Source organism: Taibaiella koreensis, from assembly GCF_003545715.1.
GTDB classification, from domain to species: domain Bacteria; phylum Bacteroidota; class Bacteroidia; order Chitinophagales; family Chitinophagaceae; genus Taibaiella; species Taibaiella koreensis.
Map to the genome: position 1 here is coordinate 41,482 of NZ_QVNU01000008.1, position 23,870 is coordinate 65,351.

Annotated in this window: 24 protein-coding genes; 16 read left to right on the plus strand and 8 right to left on the minus strand. The window is 48.7% G+C overall.

Annotation, left to right across the window (positions count from 1 at the left end; genetic code table 11):
* The first annotated feature begins 114 nt into the window (after positions 1–114).
* Positions 115–2,160, plus strand: coding sequence for a PAS domain-containing sensor histidine kinase (locus DZK30_RS22325; protein ID WP_118976413.1), 2,046 nt, complete (start codon positions 115–117; stop codon positions 2,158–2,160).
* Between the two features lie 434 nt (positions 2,161–2,594).
* Here the strand turns inward: DZK30_RS22325 and DZK30_RS22330 are convergent, their stop codons facing one another.
* A complete protein-coding gene (locus DZK30_RS22330; RefSeq protein WP_118976414.1) occupies positions 2,595–3,521 on the minus strand; it encodes a helix-turn-helix transcriptional regulator in 927 nt (308 codons plus the stop codon).
* Positions 3,522–3,979: 458 nt separating this feature from the next.
* On the opposite strand from DZK30_RS22330, the gene DZK30_RS22335 reads away from it, so the two are divergent.
* From DZK30_RS22335 to DZK30_RS22345, 3 genes are all read left to right on the plus strand, one after another.
* Positions 3,980–4,549 (plus strand): Crp/Fnr family transcriptional regulator, encoded by a 570-nt coding sequence (locus DZK30_RS22335; protein ID WP_118976415.1) that lies wholly within the window; start codon positions 3,980–3,982, stop codon positions 4,547–4,549.
* Between the two features lie 80 nt (positions 4,550–4,629).
* Complete coding sequence (locus tag DZK30_RS22340; protein ID WP_118976416.1) at positions 4,630–5,160, plus strand: cupin domain-containing protein; 531 nt, start codon at positions 4,630–4,632, stop codon at positions 5,158–5,160.
* A gap of 34 nt (positions 5,161–5,194) precedes the next feature.
* Positions 5,195–5,656, plus strand: a complete 462-nt coding sequence (locus tag DZK30_RS22345) for a DUF4268 domain-containing protein (RefSeq protein WP_205529537.1) — start codon at positions 5,195–5,197, stop codon at positions 5,654–5,656.
* Positions 5,657–5,668: 12 nt separating this feature from the next.
* Here the strand turns inward: DZK30_RS22345 and DZK30_RS22350 are convergent, their stop codons facing one another.
* Positions 5,669–8,188: a DUF5686 and carboxypeptidase-like regulatory domain-containing protein gene (locus tag DZK30_RS22350; RefSeq protein WP_118976418.1), complete on the minus strand. Its 2,520-nt coding sequence runs from the start codon at positions 8,186–8,188 to the stop codon at positions 5,669–5,671.
* Positions 8,189–8,433: 245 nt separating this feature from the next.
* Here DZK30_RS22350 and DZK30_RS22355 point away from each other — a divergent pair, with 245 nt between their 5' ends.
* Positions 8,434–8,922 carry a DinB family protein gene (locus tag DZK30_RS22355; protein ID WP_118976419.1) on the plus strand — a complete coding sequence of 163 codons (489 nt, stop codon included), beginning with the start codon at positions 8,434–8,436 and terminating at the stop codon, positions 8,920–8,922.
* Positions 8,923–8,930: 8 nt separating this feature from the next.
* Here the strand turns inward: DZK30_RS22355 and DZK30_RS22360 are convergent, their stop codons facing one another.
* Together DZK30_RS22360 and DZK30_RS22365 are read right to left on the minus strand one after the other, a co-directional pair.
* Positions 8,931–9,662 (minus strand): tRNA threonylcarbamoyladenosine dehydratase, encoded by a 732-nt coding sequence (locus tag DZK30_RS22360; RefSeq protein ID WP_205529538.1) that lies wholly within the window; start codon positions 9,660–9,662, stop codon positions 8,931–8,933.
* Positions 9,659–10,306 carry a TatD family hydrolase gene (locus DZK30_RS22365; RefSeq protein ID WP_118976421.1) on the minus strand — a complete coding sequence of 216 codons (648 nt, stop codon included), beginning with the start codon at positions 10,304–10,306 and terminating at the stop codon, positions 9,659–9,661. The genes DZK30_RS22360 and DZK30_RS22365 overlap by 4 nt, the downstream gene beginning before the upstream one ends.
* Here DZK30_RS22365 and DZK30_RS26075 point away from each other — a divergent pair.
* From DZK30_RS26075 to DZK30_RS22395, 7 genes are all read left to right on the plus strand, one after another.
* Positions 10,305–10,586: a hypothetical protein gene (locus DZK30_RS26075; RefSeq protein WP_162903343.1), complete on the plus strand. Its 282-nt coding sequence runs from the start codon at positions 10,305–10,307 to the stop codon at positions 10,584–10,586. The genes DZK30_RS22365 and DZK30_RS26075 overlap by 2 nt on opposite strands.
* Positions 10,561–10,941, plus strand: coding sequence for a hypothetical protein (locus DZK30_RS22370; protein ID WP_118976422.1), 381 nt, complete (start codon positions 10,561–10,563; stop codon positions 10,939–10,941). The genes DZK30_RS26075 and DZK30_RS22370 overlap by 26 nt, the downstream gene beginning before the upstream one ends.
* A 124-nt stretch (positions 10,942–11,065) precedes the next feature.
* Positions 11,066–11,575: an IS1/IS1595 family N-terminal zinc-binding domain-containing protein gene (locus DZK30_RS26690; protein ID WP_449452192.1), complete on the plus strand. Its 510-nt coding sequence runs from the start codon at positions 11,066–11,068 to the stop codon at positions 11,573–11,575.
* A gap of 224 nt (positions 11,576–11,799) precedes the next feature.
* A complete protein-coding gene (locus DZK30_RS22380) occupies positions 11,800–12,486 on the plus strand; it encodes a hypothetical protein (protein WP_118976423.1) in 687 nt (228 codons plus the stop codon).
* An 834-nt stretch (positions 12,487–13,320) separates the two neighbouring features.
* The gene (locus tag DZK30_RS22385; RefSeq protein WP_118976424.1) at positions 13,321–14,010 is read left to right on the plus strand and encodes a response regulator transcription factor; all 690 of its coding nucleotides are present in this window, start codon (positions 13,321–13,323) and stop codon (positions 14,008–14,010) included.
* Between the two features lie 40 nt (positions 14,011–14,050).
* Positions 14,051–14,704: a hypothetical protein gene (locus tag DZK30_RS22390; protein WP_162903344.1), complete on the plus strand. Its 654-nt coding sequence runs from the start codon at positions 14,051–14,053 to the stop codon at positions 14,702–14,704.
* Positions 14,694–15,482, plus strand: coding sequence for a sensor histidine kinase (locus DZK30_RS22395; RefSeq protein WP_118976426.1), 789 nt, complete (start codon positions 14,694–14,696; stop codon positions 15,480–15,482). Before DZK30_RS22390 ends, DZK30_RS22395 begins: the two co-directional genes overlap by 11 nt.
* Before the next feature lie 432 nt (positions 15,483–15,914).
* On the opposite strand, the gene DZK30_RS22400 is transcribed toward DZK30_RS22395, so the two are convergent.
* The 3 genes from DZK30_RS22400 to DZK30_RS22410 all read right to left on the minus strand — a co-directional run bounded on the left by DZK30_RS22400 (position 15,915) and on the right by DZK30_RS22410 (position 19,882).
* Complete coding sequence (locus tag DZK30_RS22400; RefSeq protein ID WP_118976427.1) at positions 15,915–17,249, minus strand: BamA/TamA family outer membrane protein; 1,335 nt, start codon at positions 17,247–17,249, stop codon at positions 15,915–15,917.
* Between the two features lie 470 nt (positions 17,250–17,719).
* A complete protein-coding gene (gene gap, locus DZK30_RS22405) occupies positions 17,720–18,697 on the minus strand; it encodes a type I glyceraldehyde-3-phosphate dehydrogenase (RefSeq protein ID WP_118976428.1) in 978 nt (325 codons plus the stop codon).
* 144 nt (positions 18,698–18,841) lie between these two features.
* A complete protein-coding gene (locus tag DZK30_RS22410; RefSeq protein WP_118976429.1) occupies positions 18,842–19,882 on the minus strand; it encodes a GlxA family transcriptional regulator in 1,041 nt (346 codons plus the stop codon).
* 293 nt (positions 19,883–20,175) lie between these two features.
* Here DZK30_RS22410 and DZK30_RS22415 point away from each other — a divergent pair, with 293 nt between their 5' ends.
* The 4 genes from DZK30_RS22415 (at position 20,176) to DZK30_RS22425 (ending at position 22,717) form a co-directional block, all read left to right on the plus strand.
* The gene (locus DZK30_RS22415) at positions 20,176–20,970 is read left to right on the plus strand and encodes a carboxypeptidase regulatory-like domain-containing protein (protein WP_118976430.1); all 795 of its coding nucleotides are present in this window, start codon (positions 20,176–20,178) and stop codon (positions 20,968–20,970) included.
* 13 nt (positions 20,971–20,983) lie between these two features.
* Complete coding sequence (locus tag DZK30_RS22420) at positions 20,984–21,316, plus strand: hypothetical protein (protein WP_205529539.1); 333 nt, start codon at positions 20,984–20,986, stop codon at positions 21,314–21,316.
* Between the two features lie 23 nt (positions 21,317–21,339).
* Positions 21,340–21,525 carry a hypothetical protein gene (locus DZK30_RS26080; protein ID WP_162903345.1) on the plus strand — a complete coding sequence of 62 codons (186 nt, stop codon included), beginning with the start codon at positions 21,340–21,342 and terminating at the stop codon, positions 21,523–21,525.
* 568 nt (positions 21,526–22,093) lie between these two features.
* Positions 22,094–22,717: a peptidylprolyl isomerase gene (locus DZK30_RS22425; protein WP_118976432.1), complete on the plus strand. Its 624-nt coding sequence runs from the start codon at positions 22,094–22,096 to the stop codon at positions 22,715–22,717.
* Positions 22,718–23,651: 934 nt separating this feature from the next.
* On the opposite strand, the gene DZK30_RS22430 is transcribed toward DZK30_RS22425, so the two are convergent.
* Positions 23,652–23,864, minus strand: a complete 213-nt coding sequence (locus DZK30_RS22430) for a hypothetical protein (RefSeq protein WP_162903346.1) — start codon at positions 23,862–23,864, stop codon at positions 23,652–23,654.
* Between the last annotated feature and the right edge of the window lie 6 nt (positions 23,865–23,870).

Genomic DNA, 23,870 nt, shown 5'->3' on the forward strand with positions numbered 1-23,870 from the left:
ACAATCATTTATTTAAATAAAAATCTGTTCGCCAATATTGTCGTAACTTGATGGACGTAAATACGTCCGGGATCTCCTCCGGCTTGCTTTGCATCTGATCCTGAAACTAACCCGATGAGCGTTACCCCATCTTTTGATCTTGCTTCTGCTTCGGAAAAAAACGATATTCACTTCGGTAAACTAGTTAATGGTTTGCCGGTCCCTATATTTACCTGCGACAAAAACAACATCCTTACTTTCTATAACATAGCCGCCGCAGAGCTGTGGGGCTATCAACCCCGCATAGGGGAAGACACCTGGCACGGACGCTGGCAATTGTTCCATCCCGATGGGAAAATAATGCAACCCAAAGACAGTCCTGTGATGAAGGCACTGATGGAGGCGGAGCCACAACCTGCCGAGTTGATCGTAAAGGACGAAGATGGCGAAGTACGCCACCTGCAAGTTTACCCGGCGCTCATTCCCGGGGCAGAAAATAGGATGACGGCTGCCTGCTTTACGCTTATTGATATCAGCCGGCAAAAAAGCTGGGAAGAAAAACAGGCCGTTCTTTCCGCTATTGTAGAATCGTCCGATGATGCGATTATCAGCAAGAACCTGGACGGCATTATCACAAGCTGGAACCAGGGCGCGCAAAAAATATTCGGCTATAAAGAAGACGAAGTGTTGGGTAAGCATATTACCATCCTGATCCCTCCATCGCTGCAGGCAGAAGAAGAGCGGATCATCAGCAATATCAGAGCGGGTAATAAGATCGACCACTTTCAGACGATCCGTCTGCACAAGGATGGACACGAAATTCCGATCTCAATTACGGTGTCGCCGGTCAAAGACCCTTCCGGCAAGATCACCGGCGCTTCGAAAATCGCCAGGGATATATCGGAAAGAATCCATGCCACACGGGTGATAGAGCAGGTGGCGCACCGGCTTGAGCTACTCTATGATATCAGCAAGACTATATCGGAAGACCTGGATGTGCAAGCCATTTTGCAAAAAGCAACCGACGCCACCACGCACCTTACCGGTGCAGCCTTTGGCGCTTTTTTTTACAATACAATCGACGAGCAGGGAGAAGCCTTTATGCTCTATACCTTATCGGGAGCCGACAGATCTGCTTTCGAACAATTTGGTATGCCCAGGAATACCGCAGTATTTCACCCTACCTTCAGCGGCCTGGGCGTAGTGCGGTCCGATGATATCACGAAAGACCCCAGGTACGGTAAAAGCGCGCCTCATTATGGACAACCCCAGGGGCATTTGCCGGTAGTAAGCTACCTGGCCGTGCCCGTAATATCCGTCTCCGGCGAAGTAATCGGCGGCCTGTTCTTCGGACATCCCGAGCCGGGAATGTTCAGTGAGGAGCATGAAGATATCGTCAGCAGCATAGCGGCACAGGCCGCTACCGCATTGGACAATTCCCGGTTGTTTGAAGAAGTTAAAAGTGTCAGCGCCAAAAAGGACGAGTTCATCGCCCTGGCCAGCCACGAGCTCAAAACGCCCCTCACTTCTATCAAAGGCTATTTGCAGATCCTTAATAAAACGGCTCAGGATGGGGTAGGGCGCCTCTTCTTCGATAAACTGATCAACCAGGTGGAAAAACTGAATTCGCTGGTCACCGACCTGTTTGATGTGTCCAAGATCGAGGCGGGCAAACTGCAGTTCAGCCTGGAGGTATTCAATTTGCGCCAACTGCTGCAGGAGAACCTGGAGACCTTTCAGTATACAATCCAAAGCCATCGTATCATATGCGAAGACCCCGGCGACGCCATATGGATAAACGCCGATAAGCAACGTATAGAACAGGTGATCGTTAACCTGGTTACCAATGCGATCAAATATTCGCCACAGGCCGACAAGATATATGTCAACCTGTATGCACAGGATGGGAAAGCCTGCCTGGCCATAAAAGATGAAGGTATAGGGCTGAGTAAAGAGCAGCGCCAAAAGATCTTTACCCGCTTCTACCGCGCCGAAGGGACCAACGATATCCCCGGCCTGGGACTTGGGCTCTACCTGAGTAAAGAAATTGTCGATCGCCATGAGGGAGCGCTCACCGTTTCCAGCACACCGGGACATGGTTCGGTATTCCTGGTCAAGCTGCCATTGGCCGTCCTGCCCGGCTACCGGTCTGAATGCGACAGCGGTTTGAATGATGGCTGAAACCACAGACATTTTGCTTCTACGAAGCAATTGCAGGGTTGCTTTTATTTGTCTACAGACATTTTGCTCCTACGGAGCAATTGCAAGGTTGCTGGTTTATTTGTCTACAGACATTTTGCTCCTACGGAGCAATTGCAAGGTTGCTGGTTTATTTGTCTACAGACATTTTGCTCCTACGGAACAATTGCAGGGTTGCTGACTTATTTGTCTACAGACATTTTGCTCCTACGGAGCAATTACTATCTCCGGAGCGGTTACAGGCCGTCCTGTCCGGCTACCGGTCGGAACGCGACAGCGGTCTGAACGGTAGCTGAACTAAATTGTTCCTTCTCCCAGCTTTACGCTTGATCCTTCAGCCATGGTCTTATGCCTGGCTAAACAACATAACTATCGCTTTGCTATAGCCAGCACTGTACCCGCGTAAAAAAGAGGACCTAGGCTGCAGACAGCCGCTTAAATCCCGAAGGGGCCATTTTGTATCGTTTTTTAAATGCTGCGGAGAAATAGTCGGTACGCCGGAACCCACTCAAGGTACTGATCTCGGCAATGGGCAGATCGGTAGTGCGCAGCAGCAGCTCTGCGTGCTTGAGCCGGAGCGCTTGTATGTACTGGTGTGGCGCGTAGGCACTGAATTGTTTAAATATTCTGCTAAAGTGAAAAGGGCTGGCATAGCAATGACGTGCCAGACCGGCCAATGTGATCTCCTCCATGAAATGTTCGAAGATATAAGACTTGGCTCTTTCTATGGTACCTGCATGATTACGGATCATGCGTCTGTCGAGCAGCCTGGTATGGACCTGGCCCATAAGGGTATCCAGCAATGTGCTTACAAGATCTTTTACCAGCAAGGCTATATGTTCTTCTTTTGCCTGCAAGGCCTGCAGCTTACCCAGGTAGTAATATATATACTCCAACTCAGGCGTACCGGCGATCTGTAACGATACATAGCTGTTGCCATAATGCTGTACCTGAGGTGTAACGCCATACTGCTCTTTTAGCATGCGGAAAATGGCATCGGGCTGGTCAAAACAAGCATACACCAATGGTTGGGTCTGCACTGTTCCCGGCAGTATCTTATATCGGGGCTTGTCGATAAAAATATGCCCGTTATAGCCGCCGGGCATGCCCAATGGCGGCATGAACAGCGGATTGTCGCCTTGCATAAAGAAGACGGTGAAACAACGGTTGCCGCCAGTATCTGCTGCAACCTGCTTCCAGGCATCCTGCCCGGGTCCGGCGATGCCGATGATCCCCGAAGTAGCGGGTGTTTTAAAGTCGAGCAATCTGCCGCCCTCAGCGGACATAGTGCGATTGCCTGCATCAGCGTAGGGTACGCTGAGCGTTGCCATTTCTGTTACCATAAAATTCCGGTCTTATTGTCTGTTAAATCTTCTTATGGGCATCTCGAAGGGATACCCGGAATTTGCACACGCAACGATTCTGATCTGTTGTATTCCTGCCTGGTTGCTTACCGGTTCTTCAATAAAGGTTCTTCAATGAGGTCCGGCTGCGATACGCTGCAACCGGACCAGCCCCCAGTGAAAAAAGAACTTTGTATAGCATCATGTCCTCAATCAAGACAGACGAAATAGTCGTTAGTACTATACGGCAGGAACGCTTAAAAAGACCTGAATGATATATTGAAGGTTGGGCCAAAACCAGCGAAATAGCAAAAAAACACAATCCCTGCCAGGCTGGGTTCAGACTTCCCTGAAAACAGGTAGCGCGCCGGCACCTGCTTACCAGTAGATCAAAAATCAGAACAAATCGTGCGCCATTACTGCGCGGCTTGCTTATGTTTGCATGAATAAACCAAACAATGGAACAGCTTTGGAAAAGATTGGATCACTATGCGCCGCTTTCGGCGGAAAGCCGCGCCGCCTGGGCAGGTATGATTACCGAACGCCGTGTGAAGAAAAATGATTTTTTCATCAGAGAAGGTGATGTTCCCCGCACGGTTGCCTTCGTAAGCAAAGGTCTGTTCTCCCAGTATTTCATTACGGAAGACGGGAATACCGTGATCAAGCGGTTTTTCCCGGAAGCTTATTTTATGGCATCGATGAGCGCCCTGCTTCAGAAAGGACCAAGCCGGTTTACGATAAAGGCCCTGGAAGCAAGTAGTATATTGGAATATAATTTCGACCGCTTTAAAGAATTGACGGTACAGTATGCTGACATTGCTGCTTTATACATTCGCTATATGGAGCTGCATTGGATCATCGAAAAAGAGCCCCTGGAAATCTCCTTGCGCCACGACAATGCTACCACCCGGTATCTCGACTTCCGGGAAGCCTATCCGGGCCTGGAGCCCCGCCTTAAACAACATGAAGTGGCGGCCTATGTAGGCGTAACGCCTACCCAGCTCAGCCGTATCCGCGCAGCGCTGTAAACGGCTTCATTTTCTCAACATAAGTAAATGTTTTACGCTGCAGCCCGGCCGATCTTTGTCGCAGCAAAATCAAGAACAACATGCAAACGACTAAAGATTACCTGAACGACCAGCTTAAAGACAAAACGGTGGTCTTCCTCCCGGGAGAAGGCGAAGCGATCGCGATCAATGGCAATAAGATCACCCTTAAGGTGACCAGCGATCTATCCAACGATCAGCTCGGCGTTTACGAGATACTGCTGCAGCCTGGTACCATCGGCGCCCGGCTGCATTATCACCGCTTTATGGACGAGACTTTTATCGTCAATAAGGGAACGCTGACGGTGAGCCTGGAAGATCGTGAAATAACGGTGCCCGAAGGTGGCCTGGTCTTCATCCCCAGGATGAGCCCCCATGGTTTCCGGAATGACTCAGCTGCAGCAGTAACCGTTACCCTGCTGTTCCATCCCGGCCAGCAAAGGGAAGGTTTCTTCTACGGATTGAAGGCAATACTGGAAGAAGAACCTGTCGATCCGGCCAAATACCTGAAGCTTTACCAAAAATACGACAGCTTCCCCCTGGATGTTGATCAAATGCTGCCGCTGCCCGATCCGGCGGCAAAGCCGCAATAATAGTACCTTTGCCGGGCTATTAAAAACAATCTTTTTGTACACAAGAGAAGAGTCCTCGGCCATCAGGGAAGCCTTCTGGAAAGCCTTTGGTCAATATATGGCCCTGCAGCTGTCTGCTGAAGGCCTTCGTATCAACTGGATCAATTACCGCACCGGCATCCGTCACCTGCAGTTCAGGATGGAGGCGGAACGAAAGCAGGCCTCTATCGGCATAGTGCTGTCCGATCCCGACGCCGGCATCCGGGAGCTGATGATGGAGCAGTTCCGGGAGCTCAGGCCCATGCTGGAAAGGCATACCGGCGAAGCCTGGCAATGGGAAGAGCACACGGACAAGGGGCAGGGCAGGGTGGTGAGTAGCATCGGCACCTGCATAGAAGGCGTCAGCATTTTCCGGCAGGATGACTGGCCTGCCCTCATCTCTTTTTTTAAGCCCCGGATGATTGCCCTGGACGCGTTCTGGACCGATGCTCAGTATGGCTTTGAGCTATTCCGCTAGCCGGATCTTGCATTACAGGGCCAGCACTATTCTTCCCCGTACACCCCAGCCGGTAATGCCGGGATGGTCGAGATAGGAAAAACGCCGTACGACATCTACCCGCAACACTTTGAAGATATTGGAAATACCCAGGCTGGCCTCGATATAAGGCGCCTGGTCCAGGCTATACATACACTGACGGCCCCGATTATCGACCGGGAAGTCGAAAAGGCCCTGGGATTTGCGCCGAGGCAGGTTATCGCTGCCGATGCTGCCGTACAACGCCTTGAAAGAGGCCACTTCCCGTAGCTGCAGCTTGTTGAGCAGCGGTACTTTATTGAGGAAAAAGCCATTAAAAGAATGATCGATATAGAGGCTCACATACCGGTCGCTGGCAAACTCCATAAAGTTCATCAGGTTGTAGGACTGCAGCTGGTAAGCATAGCTCTGGTTGGCTTTGTGGATATACAGCAGCGGAAAGGGTATATGCCCCCATACGCGGCCACCTTCCAGGACCACATCCGAATAGCCCAGCTGCGACAGGTAAAACCGCTTGAATATATTCAACGTGAGGCTCCGGTAACTGTAGTCGGCACCCATAAGGCCTTTAATGCCCATAGTACCCCTTAGCGTGACAATAGGGTAGGCGTTGAATACCGGCCGCCGGAATTTCTTTCCCTGGTAAAATTGCTCATGAGGCGCCCAGCGGATCTCGCCGCTTAATTCCGTAAGGGTAAGCTCGCGCCGCAAGACGGGCTGGCCGTTTTGCCCCATACGGTAGACCAGGCCCCCGGCGGGCGTTTGCACGCTATGGCTGAAGCCGGCCCGGAAAGCTAAATGCTCCCGGGTCTCGTGAACATATTCGGCCTGCCATTTCCTGTTGTAGTACCATTTATCGTTATTACCTCTTTTGAATGAAAGCAGGAAGTTATCTTCCTCCACGAAGGCCAGGTCCTGGCCGGGGATCTGTGTTTCGTAGCTATAGCGCAGGCTGATAGAGCGCACCGGGAATTCGAATATAGAGCGGTTGGTAAGCGAATAAGTAACGCCGGCGTTGTATTTCCATTGCTTGTCCCGGAAGCCATAAGCTACATGCCCTTCAAACATGAACTTCTTGCTGAAGTCGACAGTGGTACGCCCACCCAGCTTCAGGCGCAGCCCCTCAACCGGGTTAAAGCTATAGAAAGAACCTACCGGACCAATCTCTACAGGGCCCAACACCTCGTATCCCGAGAGCGCCAGAGTAAGGATATTGGCCGCCCGCTTAAAGGCAGGCAGCCGCTTTAATGTGTCGAGATGCGCCGATACATTGGCTTCCGCAGCGGTTTGACCGGCAGGACGCAGCTTGTCCCATGCCACATCGGGCAATGCATCGGCAGGCCGCTCCTGTTCTTTGAGGAGACTGTCCGGCGCTATCGCATGCCGGTAGCCGGAAACGGAGACCATTCTTTCTCCATAGAGCCCTTTCTTTTGCGAGAAGATATACAGCTCCATGCCCAGGTTGCTTTGCTTCAGATAATAGTTGCCCGAATCGCTGCGCTGGTAATCCAGGCTTATCTTCAGCCCTTTTACCCAATTGAGGTTAATGTTCCGGCTCACCGTCATTTCGGCCTGCGACACGGCATAGCTGCCATCCAGCCTGATGAGCAATGTACCCTTGAACAGCAGATCGATCTTATTTCTCGGGAAAAAGGACAGTTCTATTTGCCAGGGCGTGGTATCCTTGATGGTATCAGTAATGTAATATTTGTAAAAAGAAGGCGCCAGGCCTGCTATAGGGCTCAAAAGCTGTTGATCGCCCAGAAGAATGTTGTTGTCGTAGATATCGGTGCTGCTATAGATCTTATCGAGATAAGCCTCCAGGCCATTGTCGTCGATAATGCCGCTGAGCATAGCTTTCTTCTCTCCGAACAGTGTGTTGGTAGTACGCCCTGCGGGATCGCGGGAATAGCGGCTGGCCTTTTCGTGTACAAATACAGGTAAGGCGGCTTTACCTGCTACCTTTCCCGTGTCCGCATTTTGATAAAGATACGTCGCCAATGCGGCCTTTTTCGCCGGCTTTTTACTGTCCCTGTCCTTAAGGAGGGAAACCTGGAGTTTTTCGTAACGGGTATAGGAAAGGGGACCGGTCCCGGTGGCATAGTTACGGTCCTTGTGATCGATCACCTGGCGGATGAGGGCGACAGCCGGGTTGTCCCTGTTGCGGTATTTTTCCTTGCTGCTGCTCACCGAGACTTCGGCGAGCATAGCGCCCTGCTCTTCCAGCCGTATATCGAGGGCCTGCAGGGATTTTCCGGCCAGGGGCAGCAATAGCTCTTTATAGCCCAGCATAAACACCCACAGGCTGTCGGCCCGCGCGGGCGCGTCAAGCAGAAAACGGCCATCTTCGTCGGTAAAGCCACCAATAGCTGTACCGGGAACACTTACCGTTACAAAAGAGAGCGGCGCTCCGGTCTTCTTGTCCTTTACTTGCCCTCCGATCTTTTCCTGCGCCCAAAGACTGCTCCCGGTCAACAAGCCGGCCAGCAGGAGCCAAATGCCAAATCCATTCATTAATACGTTCCGATACTTTCTGAAAAATGCTTCGTTCTTTTAGTCAGACAACCGGAGCGCCGCTTACCCTTATTCCGGGATGCCGCCGGCCCTGTTTACCAGGAGACAGCATACTACTACTAGCTGAAAGACACACGGGAAAGAATTCCGTACTATGTCTCTGCTACAAAGACACACTTATACGTATAAACGATAGTATTCCCATTTTATTTTACCGAACTTGCAGCTGTACCCAAAATATCTATATGATCCCATACCGAAGGCAGGGTGCTACAGGCGCTTTGCTTGATGAATACGAACGGGCCCTACACGATCTGAAACAATGTATCCTGCTTTTCGATGATAAGGAACTAGTTGTCATCGCCGACCCCTTAACGGCAGATGAACAATGCCGGTCGGTGCAAACGGTGCTCACCCATGTCGTCAGCTGCGCTTACAGCTATGCCGTCTATATCGGCAACCTGAGAGGAATGGCACTCCAAAGGCCGCTGCCGACGCTACGGCACGGCAGCGCGGCTTACCTGGAAGACCTGGACCAGGTTTTCGCATTTACCTGCGGCATACTGGAACAAGTGCCCGATACCGCGCTGGAAGAACCGGACGAGGCAGCGAAAATAAGAACCGCCTGGCAACAGATCTATGATATAGAGCAGATGATGGAGCATGCTATCGTACATGTGCTGCGACACCGGCGTCAACTGGAGGGCTTCAGGATAGTGCTGGATAAAGGTTAGCCAGCCCCTTACCGGCTTGTTGTAATAAGATCGCGGATCACTACGGAAGCGACGACGGCGCCAAAGGTGGCCGGCAGATAGGACATGGTACCATATGCCGATTTTTTAAAATTGGAACCATCCGTCATCATCAGCGATTCCTTTACAGGCTCCTCGGGTGAAAAGACGACCTTGATACCGCTGCGAATACCGTCGCGGCGTAGCATCTTACGCAGATGCTGCGCAAAGGGACACATATAGGTCTTCGAAATATCAACGATCTCGAGCTGTGTGGGATCAAGCTTGCCACCGGCGCCCATCGAGCTGATGAGGGGATACCCTTTATAATAGGCGGCCTTCATGAACGATAGCTTAGGCGAAATGCTATCGATAGCGTCGACCACATAATCGTAAGGCTCGGCCAGTATCTCCTCTACAGCCTTGGGCCGTATGAATTCCCTGATCACTTCCAACGCCAGCTCCGGGTTTATCGCTTTCAGGCGTTCGGCCATCAGCTCCGCTTTGCTTTGTCCATGCGTGGTAGCCAGTGCCGGCAGCTGCCGGTTGCGATTGCTGGGATCGACGGTGTCGCCGTCTACAATGGTCATGCGGCCAACGCCGCCACGACAAATAAATTCAGCGGCAAAAGAGCCCACGCCGCCCATGCCTACCACCAGTACCCGGCTGTTGGCCAGCCGCTCCAGTGCTTCCTTGCCGATCAGTAATTCCGTACGCGACAGCCATGCCGTATCCTTCATCATGTGAAAACGGTTTTGAAATTTTTTTGGAGCTGCAAAATAAGCTCATCCGGTCCAGTTTTCCGAATTTCAGAAGCTGCTTCATAGATACGCCGGATGGGAAGCGCTGCATGGTCCGTTTCCAGGAAAAAGCGATCGGCCGTTGTGGCCGCGAGGCTTGCGGCGGCCTGCGCTTTATTTTCCAGCAATGCCTTGCCAAAGGAGAGATAAAAACCCTGGCCCAGTAATGCCGCGGCCAGCTCAGGCTTCTTTTGAAAGCCGTGTATGATTACGGGTACCACTACTGTCTTTAACAGCGCCATGATCTCGGTATAGGCCCGGACACAATGGACGATCAAGGGCTTTTTCAACTGCTCTGCCAAAGCGATCTGCTGCCGGAAGGCTTCCAGCTGGAGCGCCCAGGGCGTTGTACAAATCTTATCCAGGCCACATTCGCCGATCGCCAGCACCTGCCTGTGCCTTGCATAATGTGCCAGCAACGCCATTTGCGCCGATACTTCACCGAGGTACCAGGGATGCAGGCCCATGCTACAGTATTGATTGCCGGGCGGCACATCAAAACCATCATAACGGTTTTGCAGCGCCATCACAGCATCGCTTGTTTGTTCTCTATGCGTATGCATATCGATATAAGCAGGTAAAAGCATGAGCACAAAAGTAGCTGCTTTGCCTAATCAAATTCAAATTAGTTATAAATATAATTACTTTATTTTAAAATACGAATATTTTCACTTCATATTTGAACACCAAAATGATAGGCATAACGCAGCAGCCAGCGATTGGACTAGGCAAGAAAATGGATACTTTAGATGGAGAAATGAAAGTGGTGATTATTTAGATAAAAATGGTAAAGTAGTACCAACCAATGATCCTGATTTTCAAGTCAAAACTCATATTCCATATGAAGGACTACCAAAGGGAAGATGACATGAAGAAATTGCAATTGAATTTTAAGAATAATCTTATCTCAGTCCTGGAGTATATAGCTTCTAGTGAGAAATCACAATTCTATCAATCACAAATTCCATTTATGATTTTGGGAGAAGAATTATATGAACAGTGGCACTCTATTTCTTACGTCAGAGACAAGGAATGGTTCCAATCAATTTTTAATGAGAGTGAAAAAAGAGCGATTTGGGATTTTGATAAAATTTTTAACGAATTTTATCAACTAGGTAATGATAATGTAATTAGGGATACCAATATGTTGCTAATGAATAAGGATTGGAAGATTATTCAATCAAAGGCTCAGGATGTATTGAGGGTAGTGTTACAGAGTTAGTGATGGACACTTCGGGAAGATTTAAGTGCTTGGATTTCAGTTAAAAATTAAAACGAAACGTAACCTTGCGAAGCGGGCATATGCCCGCTTCGCTTATTTCTTGCCTTAAAATCAGCCTGAAAATATGAATTTAATATCCTCGTGTAACAGGGTTAGTGATGAACGTAAGCAGTGTTCATGTGGCAGTGTAAATATCATCAAGAATAGTTTTACGAAGACGCAGAAGCAACAGTATTATTGCAAAAGCTGCCGCAGGCGATTTATCGCTTTTTACAGTTATAAGGCTTGTCGAAAATCTACTAGTAGCAATATTACACGGTTGCTTAAAGAAGGCGGTACTATATCTCTTACACAAAACCAGCATAAGTTGATTAATTCAATGACTGATAAACAGACGGTTTGGGAGAAAAGTGAATATACTCCATTAGTAATGGGTAAGGATATTCCAAATGACATACGTGAATCTAAAAACAGGTTCATAAGTATTTACAAGGGCCGTTTGGAAGTTTGGGGGCCAACCCTTTGTAATCATCCAATCAATGCCAGTGAAAAGCAAATTAATGGATATGTTTACTTGAAGAGCAAATCAAATAATTTGAGATACCTGTATACGATTATCCTGCCTGGAAGGTAGTGTTACAGATGTGTGGTTTTGGAAGCTGTCTTGTTCAAAATGGAAGCTCAAAACTGAAAATGAGTAAACAGGCCTTAGCAACATAGCAAAGCCAGGAATTTGATACTCCAAAACGCGAAAGAAGATAGAATGGATAGAAGAGCAGTCGATCAGAGATGATTGGCTCTTCTTCATAAATTGCTTTCTTGATTTTATTGTAGGCAACATGACAAAACTAGGGTATCATGATAGAAAACATTGACCTTATCGAATCATTAGGATCAAAAGAGTTAACTGATCTTTCAAAGGATATTTTAGAGGTTGGGCTGGATAGTGTTTTAAAAGATGGGCTATTAAAGGAGATTCCAATCATAGGAAGTGTCATTAATGTTTTCAACCTATCAAAGAAAATAAAAGAGTCATTTGAAGCATCCAAAATATTGAAATTTCTAATTGCAGTCGAAGGCATACCACAAGAAAAGATCGATCAGTTCAAAGAAAAACTTGAAAATGATAAGACGAGAAATTATGTAGGGGGACAAATCCTTCTTATAATCGCAAGGTTAAATGAAATTGACAAGGCAACATCTATCGGAAAGCTTTTTAAATTGTATATTGAAAATGGAATTACTCAATCCGACTTTTTTCGGCTCTCTCATATGATTTCGGATGCCTTTCTTGACGATTTCGTGGTGCTTGAGATGTATACTCAAGCACCGCATATCCGAAGGGATATCAATAGGGGTGTCCGCATTCAGCAGCTACATAAGATAGGATTATATGACCAAAAAGTACAGCTAAATACTATAAAGAAATTATCCAAGGCAGAGAATGAGCAAAGGCTGAAAGTCGATTATATGTTAAATCGCTTTGGAACTATAGTGCAAGACCTTTATATGGAATTGAAAAAAACTAACAATAATAAGCCATGAAATGATAAAGCTATGAATTTGACGCACCCTAAACGCCAATGAAGATAACTTAGAATTGAAGCAGCCGGTCAGAAAATGATTGACTGTTTCGTTTTTGGTCAGTTGACCTAAAATCTTGTCAACGTTTTATTATTTAATTTGCATTATGAATTTGCCTTACCAGTCTGATTTACTTATTACTTCACTGGCTGCCTGTTTCAATAATACATCAGCTACGTATAAATTTTATTGGTTTCTTGCTATTCTGAATAAGGTAGAATCAAATTTGTAAAACGGATAGAGTTTTCTAGTTTCCGTAGCCAATACCGGATCCGTACTCCTCTCCTCTTTCCAGCCTTTACTTCGGGCTATTTTTATACAATAGGGTAATACCGTAGGTGCTAAAGTAAACAGTTAAGGCATCACTGTGCTGCCCTCGGGGGCTAGGCGACGGCCCTATCGTTCTCGTATAGCCGTTCCACCTGGAACCTGGCGCCAATACTTTTCTTTTTGATGCCTTTTGCGCGCAGGATACATTAAGTAACAGTAACACCGAAACAACTGCAATCGAAATAAGATTCTTCATAAAAGATACTTGATCTGGTTGAACAATAAATGCAGCAGGACGGACCCCATGCAGGGTTCCTGAAAACGATGTTTACTTTGCCGGGACTATGCTCCGGAGGCACTGACCGCACCGGTTTTCTGGTCTGCAGCCCTTCGCTGCTTATGCCGATAACAGGGCAAAGGTTGGACTTAGTACCGGCAACAACAACAGGCAAATGCCTGATCGCGGTGATCCTGTACCGCTTAATTCGACGATGATTGCTTAGTTTTGTAGCACAAACACCATTGATGCCAGGGCAGAAAACGATGAAAGGCGCCGGTAATTCCCTTCTTATTGCCTATGCGGAAGACCATGCTGTTGTACGGCAGGGGATTATTGCCTTGCTCTGTGCCGATTCCGACATCGAGGTTACGATTGAGGCGGCCGACGGCCTGCAGCTTATTACGCAGCTGCGGATGGCTGCTACTTTGCCCGATATCTGTCTGATCGATATTCATATGCCGCATATGGACGGATTTGAAAGTATCGCGGTCATTAAACGCGAATGGCCCGATATGAAAGTGCTGGTGCTTACGGCGCTCACAGAGGAAATATACATATTGAGGATGATCAGGGCCGGGGCCAATGGCTTTTTGCTAAAGGGCGCCGATATCGCCGAGATCAGGAAGGCACTGTTCGCTGTCGCGGCGTCGGGAAAATATTATTCCGGCGCTTTCAGCCGGTACCTGCATAATGCCATGGAAGATAAGCTGGTGAAAATACCCGTGCTCACGCAAAAGGAGCTGGAAGTATTGCGGCTTTCCGTCTCCGACTTATCTTACCCCGAGATTGCCGCCACCTTAAACGCTTCTGTACGCAGCATACAGGGCATCAGGGACAATCTGTTCAAAAAAATGGAAGTACATAACAGGGCTTCCCTGGTGGTGAAAGCGATTAAAATGGGCTTCCTCACCCTGCAGGAAGTCGCTACCTCTTAACAGGCAAGGAAGATAAACTGCCAGATTGGCTAAAGGCGATATGATGAACTTAGTTTGGTTAATACTCGACCATATGGCGGTCCTGTCGCCTGGCGTCACCTTCTTTATTTGTCTGCCCGCATTCCGGAAGTTCAGCAAAACTGCCCGGATCCTGTTCCTGCTTGTTTTTTTTGCGATGGTATCGGAAGCCGCCGCTTACTATACGGCTTATTATTATCGAACCAATCATTTGGTCTATTCCATTTATGATCTTTTTGATTTCTGTCTGCTGTGCCTGTACTTCAATTATAGTATCCGCCGGCTCAAAAAAGGTAATTGGGGTATTGTAGTCGCGGTGACAGGAGCTGTGATCTGCTTCATTAATGCCTTTTTTATCGAGCCGTCAAATGCGCTGAAGTTGAATTTTACCATGTTTAGCACCATCGTCATTACGATATTATGCTTCTTCTCGCTTTATCAAATTATGGTAAAGCAAACGGGTAACCGGTACCGGCAAAACCAGGATTTCTGGTTCACCGCGACCATCATGTTCTACAAGCTCTCCGATTTTCTGTTTTGGGGGTTTTTCAGCATTTTCAAAATTGTCGTTGACCCAGTATTGCAGGCAACACATGCCTGCGTGACCACTTTCTTTTATATCTCTTTAGACATTATTTTCCTGCGCTTTCTTCCGCAAAAACGTCATGAACAATAAAGAAATACTGACCCTGTTCCTGTCCGGCACAATATTATTTATGGCCGTCGGCGTTTTCGTGATCCTCATCCTGGTAGCGCATAAGAACCGGCAGGTACGGTTTGCCAGTCAGCAGGAAAAGCTGAAAGCAGAGAACGAACATAAAGTGCTGCTTGCAAAAGTAGAAGCCCAGGAGCGTTCGATGAATAGCCTTTCCATGGAGCTGCACGACAATATCAGCCAGTTGCTGTACCTGATGCAAACCAATCTTAAAGTGATCGCCCGCACGCACACACAGCTTGCCGGCGATAAGCTGATGCTGGCGACCACCGATGTACTGGAAACAATAGTAAGGGACATTAAGAACCTTGGCCGCTCGCTCAATGGGGAACTGATGAAGGGCCTTGGACTGGTTTCGTCGCTGGAAGCAGAAGTCGCACGGCTGAACAGCAGGCAGCAGCTGCAGGGCAACGTAGCGGTTGAAGGTATCGTGTGTACTATGCCGCAGGAGCAGGAGCTGATGATATTCCGTATCGCACAGGAGGCGATACACAATGTGCTCAAGCATTCCGGCGCCCGCCTGCTTCATATCACGCTGCAATATAGCTACGATCGCTTCCGTATGGATATATCCGATAACGGTAAAGGATTCAGTAAAGAAGCGTTATACGCCGGCAAGGGCATCGGCATGCTCAGCATGCATCACAGGGCAAGGCTTATCGGCGGCGACCTTGAGCTGCGCAGTGTTCCCGGCGAGGGTACTGCGATATGCTTCTCCATACCGCTGCTACAGCAATAGATCGTCTGTACCTTTTGAAGCCGGGTAGCGATCACTATACTTTGTTAGCATCCTGCATTGGGGTCTTCTACCCTAAGCTATGCCGGCCGACGGGCTCGTTATTGTCTCTATAATATTACATGCTCCTTTGCCCGGTTATTGCTTCAGCTGGTGTTATATAAAAGGCCCGTACCTGCACCACAGCCTGTGCGCCAGGGATGGCAGCGAATACCCCGCGGCCGTTGTATCAAGAGTCTACTTAAGGTAATACATCATTTACTTAGGTATATGTACCAAAAGCTCTAAGGCACAGCGGCAGCGGCGTAGCAGCGGACAGCCCGCCCGGGCGCCCTGATAACGGAAAGGACCATCCGCATACGGGAAACCAATTATTCCCCGGTCCTTGAGCTTGGCCCGAAGGGCAACGAAGTCTGACCAGTATAACGATTGGTATCAGAATGTCTCATTCAGGTTGAGGAAAAAGCCTTTAGAACCATACATTCCGAAGGCATAGTCGAGGCATAGCGTGGTGCGGGTCACCTTGTTGAACAGGATCCTGAGCCCTCCGCCGGCGCCGGGCCGCCATACCTCGAAGATGCGGGTCGCTACTTTATCGTTGGCGGTTTCCATATTGACAAAGGCAACGCCGCTCAACAGCTTATTGCTGGTGATCGGGAAACGGTATTCTGTTTCGGTGTAGAAAAACTGGGTGCTTTTAAAATAGCCTGCGGTATATCCCCGGCCGCTGCGAAAGCTGGGATCCCTGCCGGTGCCGGGAAGCTCGAGATAAGGTACGGTTCCGGCCAATACGCCCGAACCCCAGGCCCAGAAAGCGATCACGTGCTCGGGAGTCCGTTGCGATAAGCTGAAGTATTTGCGGAAATCAAAAGTGGCCTGCAGCGCGTTCTTCGAACTGCCGATCCAGGTCTGGTTGATGCGGATGCCCACATCGGCATAGATACCTTTATACGCCCGGTTAGGGTTATCGCGGGTAATATAGGCGGCATTGAGCAAAAAGCCATTGGCGAAGTAGTGATCGTCGGCATAGCCATGCTTGGTATTATAGATGTGATAAGGGGTGAGGCCGGTATCGCCGCGGGCATTGGTAATGTTCCGCCTGATATCGAACTGAACACCGGCTCCCAGGAACAGGTTATGCTTTACTTCCTTATAGATCTTTTCAAAGAATTTATAGTACTCCGAATGCCATACATAAGCCTTCCGGTCCGGATTGGTCAGTATCCTGTCGCTTCCTGTACTGCCGTCATCATGGCCGATGCCTAAACCGAAGTCGGGAATAACCGATCGCGAAGCAACAAGGCTGCCCTGGATATTCCATTTGTTACCCGGCGTAAAAATGTTGTGATTGACATAGAAATAAAGGATGCCTTTGGTGGTAACAGAAGCCGATGTGGCGGCTACAGACATATAGGTATTGGGCTTATCTCCCAGCACTTTGCCGGCTACCGCTTTTACGCCCGCCTGAAAGCCGATAGTGGGGTTGGCGGCGATATTGGGAATTACCGTTATGCCCGACCGTTTGCGGGAGGCATTGTTCTTTTGCCGGGGATGCAGCACCAGCTGAAACAGGTCGCTTACGTCCACCTGCTTATATAGTGCACTATCCTGCGGTTTTACCGGCTCCGGCAGCGCCTGCTGCTGCGCCGTATCTACAGGCGCCAGCACCTGGCCATGGCTCTTCTGCAGTATAAGAACTAAAAACGGAAGCAGCGTCAATATCCTGAAGGAACAATACCGGATCCGGTCTGTACCGGGTCGTGTTGTCATAAATAAGCTTGTTGGTTGGCAAAGGTAGTCATAACGCAGGGAAACCATTAAAGTTGCCGTAGGGATATATATCCGCCATGGTTGCAGCACGCAACGGAAAAAGAAAGAAGGCTGACACGATTTCGCTGCTACAGCAGTATTCCCGATCGGGCCGCTAAAAAGTATTCATTTTTGCCTTACAGAGGTCTTATACGTTTGCTGCAATCATCAGCGTCAGAAATGGTCCGCTTTTCACCCTTCGACTTCGCTCAGGGTGACCATCGGCTTCGTTTAAGATGACCGTCGATATCGCAAGATGACGGTCGCTGTAACGTATTGGCTTTGCCGTATTGTTCTCCGGGCCTGCGATCAATCAGCGAGGTGTCAGGTCTGTCAGCATTTCAACTGAACGGCATAGGAAATCTTTGAAACAGCCGGGTGCCGTTTTTTCCGGGAACAGAAAACAGGAAATGGTTGCCTCACGCTACATGCTACAACAAAGATACCAGCTCGGCGATACGATTGGATATGCCCACTTCATTGTCGTACCAGGCGGCAACTTTGACCAGCTTGCCGATGGCCTTTGTCAGGCTTCCGTCAACGATCGAGGAGTGCGTATTGCCCAGCAGGTCGGCCGATACCAATTGCTCCTCGGTATAGGCCATAATGCCCTTCAGCGACGTGCCGGCATAATGCTGCAGCACTTGATTCACCTCATCGGAAGATACCTCCCGCAGCAGGTTGACCGACAGATCGGCAATAGACACATCGATCACCGGTACACGGTAGGAACAACCGTCAAGCTTGCCTTTAAGCCGGGGCAGCACTTCTCCTATCGCTTTGGCAGCGCCGGTGGAGGTGGGGATAATGGCATACGAGGCGGCACGGGCGCGACGCAGATCCTTATGCGGCGCATCCTGCAGGTTTTGATCGGCAGTAAAGGCATGCACGGTAACCATATAGCCCGATTCGACGCCGAATTCTTTATCCAGCACCGAAAGAACAGGCGCAATGGCCCCGGTAGTACAGGATGCTGTACAATAAATAAGATCGCCTCCTATAAGCTCATTGTTGACGCCATGCACAATGGTCTTTACGCCACCGGTGGCCGGAGCGGTGATCAGCACTTTTCCCGCCCCGGCATGAATATGCCCTGCGGCAGCTTGCTTATCGGTAAACCGCCCTGTTGCCTCTACTACGAGGTCGACGCGCAGGGATTGCCATGGCAGTTGCGCCGGATCCCGCTCACGCAGCAACTGTATGCGTTTGCCGTCGACCAGCAACATCCCTTCTGCTGCCGACACTTCACCCGGGAAGCGTCCATGCGCGCTGTCGTATTGCAGCAAATGTGCCAGGATAGGTGCATCTGCAAGGTCGTTGATGGCCACCACTTCAATTTCCGGGTGGCTTTGCATGGCCCTGAAGATCATTCTGCCGATACGGCCGAAGCCGTTGATGCCAATTCTCATATCGTTATGGGTTAAATATTACAATGTTTGCCGCATCACTGCAATCCTGCAGCGTAGCTATAGTCCCTGGTAATGCCGGTTGGGCTCGTTCCCTTCCCGTTGCTGTACGGAGCTTTTAACAGGTCCTGTTGCCCCATAGGGTCTTCAGGCCATGCCGCTCATAGCAGTCTTGTGCTTTAAGGCAGTGCGAAAGGCCCTGCGATAATCGGATGGCGTTGTCATCAGGTGCCTTAAAAAGGTTCTTCGCATGGAGACATGACTGCCCAGGCCGCATAGCTCAGCGATACGCTCCAACGGCATATCCGTATCTTCCAGTAACTTCCGGGCTGCTTCCACCCGGAGTTTTTCAACGAATTTTGCCGGTGGCATCCCGGCTTCTTTCCGGAATACGCGCGTAAGGTTACGTACGCTCATATGTAGGTGCTCCGCCATACTGCCAACAGCCAGGGGCTCGTGCAGGCGTTCTTTTACCCATTCCTGCAGCCTATGAGTGATGCCTGCAGGCTCGTATGCAGGCAGCAAGCTGCCAAATTGTGACTGAAAGCCTGGCCGGCTCAGGTAAAACACCAGCTGGCGGGCTACTTCGACGGCGATATCTTTTCCATAGTCTTCTTCCACCAGCGCCAGGGCCAGATCGATACCCGACGATACACCGGCAGCGGTATAAACAGGGCCGTCATTGATGTAAAAGGGATTGGCATTTACCCGTACCTGGGGATAATGGCGCTGCAGCTTTTCGCCCAGGTTCCAGTGCGTAGTAGCATTGCGTCCGTCCAGCAGGCCTGTCTTTGCCAGGGCAAAGGCGCCGCCGCATACCGATGCTATGCGCCGGGTATTCCGTTCGTTGATGGTGGAAAGCCATTGGTAAAACGGGGTCAAGGCTTCTGTCTGTATATCACGGAAATCGTTGCCGGCAATGATCAGGGTATCGATAGGGTAGTCGATCTCCATTGCAGCTGTCTGGCAGCGCAGCTCGAGCCCGGTTTCCATTTTTACTGTTTTATCCGGGGTAGGGGCTGCGACAATGATCTCGTATCCGCCACCCGATGCCCTGCCCCGCAGAACGCTGTTGGCATAGCTGAATACATCGGCCGGGCCCGCAAGCTGGATCAGCAGACGGCTGCTCATGGCTACGATGACCACCTGCTTTTTCTGAGCCCCTTTTTCCTTATGGGTCGCATTCATAATGCAAAATTAGGACTTGATACCCTTGTCTCAAAGGACACAAATGATACCATTCGGGCCATGCCAAACAGGAGAGCGCAGCAATAAAGCAACCGTACGCCAGCCAGGCCGCGTTTAAAAGACATTCACATCATCTACTTGGATGTACCCGTATAGTGGGGCGGCAACGAGCAATAGCTATACAAGGGGCCTTAATAAGGACTTATCCAATTGGATTGTTTTGTTCCAGGCCTGATAACCTAAATTTGCGCATTGTATTCTAATTATTTTTTACGCCACAATTAAAATAAACGATGACTCAACAAATGCATAGACCTGGTTTAGTGCTACTCCTTCTGATTATTTTGTCTTCCGGCAAATTATCCGGTCAAACAACAACAGGTAATTTCCAACAATCGGAAAGACAAGGTAGAACTATAGTCATTAAGGGAAACATCTCCGATGCACTAACACAAAAGCCTGTACCTGGTGTCAAGCTTAGCATTACCAATTCATCCTTTCAGAAAGTTGGCGAAGTACAAAATGATAGTGCCGGGAATTATTCGATTTTGATCTCTGTTCAGTCCGGCGATCAGAAGCTGCATACTTCCCTGCAACGTTCCGATACGACAGGTGCTTTTGACAGGATATTGATCGATAGAGATATAACCATTAATGCCACAGATAAGGTGTATACAGAAGATTTTCTCAGGTGCCCGGTAGAAAAGATGGGACAGGACACCCCGGAAGACCGTGTCGGGCCTATTCATATTGGCAAGGCAAAGGTTGCTGCTGAATATGCCAGGAACTCACCGCGCATGCTTCCCGCGTTTCCTGGTGGCAATGAGCAGTTGAGGTCCTTTCTGATGAAAAAGATTCACTATAGACGTAATATGAAAGAAGCTGAGATTAAGGGCGAGGTGCAGGCCGGCTTTTTAATAGATACGGCTGGAAAAATGTCTGACATTCTTGTATTCAGAGACTTAGGGGCCGGTTCTGGAATCGAGCTTATCAACGCCTTTAAAGCATTCCCCCAGTGGAAGCCCTATGAAATTAATGGTAGGAAGGTACCTTATTTCATGCTGCTATCGGTTCATTATGATGAATAATAAAGAACCAGACATGTCAAAAAACAAAACAGAAGATTTAACAGGTGTGTTTTTAAAAGCTTACTCGTTTCCGATACAACTAAAGAAAATGCCTGAAATGATAAAGATTTTTGCAGAAACAAATGGCGATTTTATCGATTGGGATTGCGACGACGGTGAGTTATGGGGTAGCATTCTTAACGGGAATAAAAGGGTAGGGATGTTTCACGTTACATTGCCTATTGTTTTCGTGGACAGTTCACACTTTAATAGCCTTGACAATTTTCTTCAACAAGCAGGCTCAAAATACGCCATTATTGAAGTTAATAGCTGGAACGATAAAAATTATCTGACTATTCGGATATAGAAAACCAGCCGAAAACAGGAGCAATGAAGAAAACATTCTTTGGGTTAATTATTAAAATGTTGATCTATGATCCTACGCCCGGCAATGCTGCATTAAAGTTGCCATCTGTTTTTAAGCCCGGGTGCGCTGGCCACAAAAAAACAGCGGAGCATTGTTTTTTTGCCGCCTTTTTTCTTTCTTTTTTGGCGGAGCAAAAAAGAAAAAGGTAGTAACACCCAAATAAAAAGACGAGTAAGCAAAGCGTGCCAACTGGTATTTATAGGCGTACAGAACTTTGTTTTCTTTATCCAGATAGTCAATATAAATTATTCAATCAACCCTTCTTTGTTAGAAAATATTTTGGAATGGCATTCAACTTTACCAAGTAATTTATTTTCTATAAATGATTTGTGGTTCGCAACGATTTAATGCGATGGGAAGCCGCAGTCCTCGATACAGGTATAGCTTTGAATGGTGTCCTGATTAAAATGCAATATAAAAAGCCGATGTCGTTATTAAGCAAAGGGGAAAGGCGTGCGGTTAACCGCTGAGGTCGCCAAGCTGACGCAAAGATTTGGCGCCATTGCTTCATTAGAATTATTTCTCCCGCTAAAGGTATATGCCGCTAACTGACAGCGGACCTTTATCAGCTGCACCTATTGGGCAATGTCTTCATTTAGATGCTTCCATGGCGCCCGCAGATGTCAGCATGAACTGCGATGTGTTTACGGTCTGGGCTAACCTAGCAGTAAACGCCCCATTGTCCTACCGGCGATACAAAAGCAATATCTTTGCGCTATGAAACATTGGCATCCTGTTTCCCGGTACACCGGCATCTTTTTCTGTGTTTTTCTCTTTTGCCAGGCACTTTCCGGCTGCAATAACCATAAGCCGCATACCGGTACATGGGTCGTGATCGAAACCCGGTTTGGCAATATAGAGGCTGAGCTATACCCCGAAAAAGCGCCGGCCACAGTAGCGGCTTTCCTGCGCAACGTGGACTCGGGCTATTACCGTAATACTTCATTTTACCGGATCTTAAGCGACGATAACCAGGTTACCGGTGCGCTCCATAGCCACCTGGTACAGGGCGGACTTTGGGAAGCGAAGCCGGCGCTGGCGCAACGCCTGCCCCTTATTCCGCATGAACCGACCAGCAAAACGGGTCTGCGGCATGTTACCGGTTCCTTATCGATGGCGCGCAATGCGCCCGGAACGGCCAACTCCGAATTCTTCATCTGCCTTAAAGATGAGCCGGGCTTCGATCACGGTGGTGAGAATAATCCCGATGGCGAAGGCTATGCCGTATTTGGTAAGATAGTATCGGGTATGAAAACGGTGCAGGAGATCTACCGGCAGCCGGAGCATGAGCAACAGTTTTCGCCCGCTATCACCATTCTGGATATCAAACGGCTGGATTAATACGGCGTAGTATAGCCTGATATTTCAGGTAGACAGGCCGAGAATTTCACGCCGGTCTTGTTGTCCTTTTTCTGCTGTGCAATACAATGTCGTTTAGTTAAGCATTTAAGGAAAAAGGCATGTGGTTAACCGCGAAGGACGCTAAGTTGTACGCAAAGGTCACAAAGAATTAGCGTGAAATGCGTCGCTTAGAAGTATTTTACTGCTAAAGGGATATGCCGGTAGCTAACAATAGGCCTTGACCATCTGCGCCTTTTAGGGCATTGTCTTCAATTGTTTGAAGGTGTTGAGATGCTTCGGTTGCTGCGCAGACCTCAGCAAGACAGCGTGATGTTTTTGCGTAGTATCCGATTTCGTAAATGCCCCATTGTCATCCTGAATCGCTTGCGCAGCTTGCGAATGAAGGATCTCTTCCTGTTGAGAAAGGATATTGGCATACGTTAAAAAAGGCTGTCCCCCTAATTAAGAGATTGCCCTCGCGGGGCGAAATTTTGAAATGCTATAGATACCTGGTTTCTTAACTAAACGACATTGGCCTTGCAACATGTGTTTTTGACACAAAGTATCCTGCCCTTGTATTTCAAAGGTCGCCAAGGGATACGCAAAGGTCACAAAGACCCGGTTAGGTACACCAATACCCAGGCATAAAAAGAACTAAGTGCCTTTGTACCGTGAGCTATGATAAAGCGCCCCGGATCCTTCTCTCCACAGGCGCCCGTAAGTTCCGCATCAGGACAATAGTATATTTAGGCCGGAAGCAAGAATTTAAAGCTATTTTTTTCAGCACTGCAGTGCCACTGCGAGCTTATCCCATATCATGATTCGTTGAGAAAACCGCTGATCGCGTTTACGATCTGGCCGGCGCCGTAAAAATAAAGGAGCTGTCCCCTATGAGGGCAGCTCCTTGTATAGGAGAACTGACGATGAAAATATTTTAGTTCAACTGGCAGGTGGTGGTAATATCGCCCCTGACATTATCAAATTGCTTGCATTTTTCTTCACTGCCATCTTTAGTGCCGTTGAGCGATTGGGTCTTCACATCTGTTACCGTGCCATTGGGCATCACCGAAGTACAGGTGCAGGTATAGGTTTTCGAGCATGAAGAAAGGGCTATGACAGCGGCAACGGCAAGCAACATTCTTTTCATAATAAT

Bases quoted from the DNA above. Each gene is read 5' to 3' on its own strand.
- DZK30_RS22325 (WP_118976413.1), top strand. From the start codon at position 115: ATGAGCGTTACCCCATCTTTTGATCTTGCTTCTGCTTCGGAAAAAAAC.
- DZK30_RS22330 (WP_118976414.1), bottom strand. From the start codon at position 3,521: ATGGTAACAGAAATGGCAACGCTCAGCGTACCCTACGCTGATGCAGGC.
- DZK30_RS22335 (WP_118976415.1), top strand. From the start codon at position 3,980: ATGGAACAGCTTTGGAAAAGATTGGATCACTATGCGCCGCTTTCGGCG.
- DZK30_RS22340 (WP_118976416.1), top strand. From the start codon at position 4,630: ATGCAAACGACTAAAGATTACCTGAACGACCAGCTTAAAGACAAAACG.
- DZK30_RS22350 (WP_118976418.1), bottom strand. From the start codon at position 8,188: ATGAATGGATTTGGCATTTGGCTCCTGCTGGCCGGCTTGTTGACCGGG.
- DZK30_RS22355 (WP_118976419.1), top strand. From the start codon at position 8,434: ATGATCCCATACCGAAGGCAGGGTGCTACAGGCGCTTTGCTTGATGAA.
- DZK30_RS22360 (WP_205529538.1), bottom strand. From the start codon at position 9,662: ATGATGAAGGATACGGCATGGCTGTCGCGTACGGAATTACTGATCGGC.
- DZK30_RS26075 (WP_162903343.1), top strand. From the start codon at position 10,305: ATGAGCACAAAAGTAGCTGCTTTGCCTAATCAAATTCAAATTAGTTAT.
- DZK30_RS22365 (WP_118976421.1), bottom strand. From the start codon at position 10,306: ATGCTTTTACCTGCTTATATCGATATGCATACGCATAGAGAACAAACA.
- DZK30_RS22370 (WP_118976422.1), top strand. From the start codon at position 10,561: ATGAAGGACTACCAAAGGGAAGATGACATGAAGAAATTGCAATTGAAT.
- DZK30_RS26690 (WP_449452192.1), top strand. From the start codon at position 11,066: ATGAATTTAATATCCTCGTGTAACAGGGTTAGTGATGAACGTAAGCAG.
- DZK30_RS22380 (WP_118976423.1), top strand. From the start codon at position 11,800: ATGATAGAAAACATTGACCTTATCGAATCATTAGGATCAAAAGAGTTA.
- DZK30_RS22385 (WP_118976424.1), top strand. From the start codon at position 13,321: ATGCCAGGGCAGAAAACGATGAAAGGCGCCGGTAATTCCCTTCTTATT.
- DZK30_RS22390 (WP_162903344.1), top strand. From the start codon at position 14,051: ATGATGAACTTAGTTTGGTTAATACTCGACCATATGGCGGTCCTGTCG.
- DZK30_RS22395 (WP_118976426.1), top strand. From the start codon at position 14,694: ATGAACAATAAAGAAATACTGACCCTGTTCCTGTCCGGCACAATATTA.
- DZK30_RS22400 (WP_118976427.1), bottom strand. From the start codon at position 17,249: ATGACAACACGACCCGGTACAGACCGGATCCGGTATTGTTCCTTCAGG.
- gap (WP_118976428.1), bottom strand. From the start codon at position 18,697: ATGAGAATTGGCATCAACGGCTTCGGCCGTATCGGCAGAATGATCTTC.
- DZK30_RS22410 (WP_118976429.1), bottom strand. From the start codon at position 19,882: ATGAATGCGACCCATAAGGAAAAAGGGGCTCAGAAAAAGCAGGTGGTC.
- DZK30_RS22415 (WP_118976430.1), top strand. From the start codon at position 20,176: ATGACTCAACAAATGCATAGACCTGGTTTAGTGCTACTCCTTCTGATT.
- DZK30_RS22420 (WP_205529539.1), top strand. From the start codon at position 20,984: ATGTCAAAAAACAAAACAGAAGATTTAACAGGTGTGTTTTTAAAAGCT.
- DZK30_RS26080 (WP_162903345.1), top strand. From the start codon at position 21,340: ATGAAGAAAACATTCTTTGGGTTAATTATTAAAATGTTGATCTATGAT.
- DZK30_RS22425 (WP_118976432.1), top strand. From the start codon at position 22,094: ATGAAACATTGGCATCCTGTTTCCCGGTACACCGGCATCTTTTTCTGT.
- DZK30_RS22430 (WP_162903346.1), bottom strand. From the start codon at position 23,864: ATGAAAAGAATGTTGCTTGCCGTTGCCGCTGTCATAGCCCTTTCTTCA.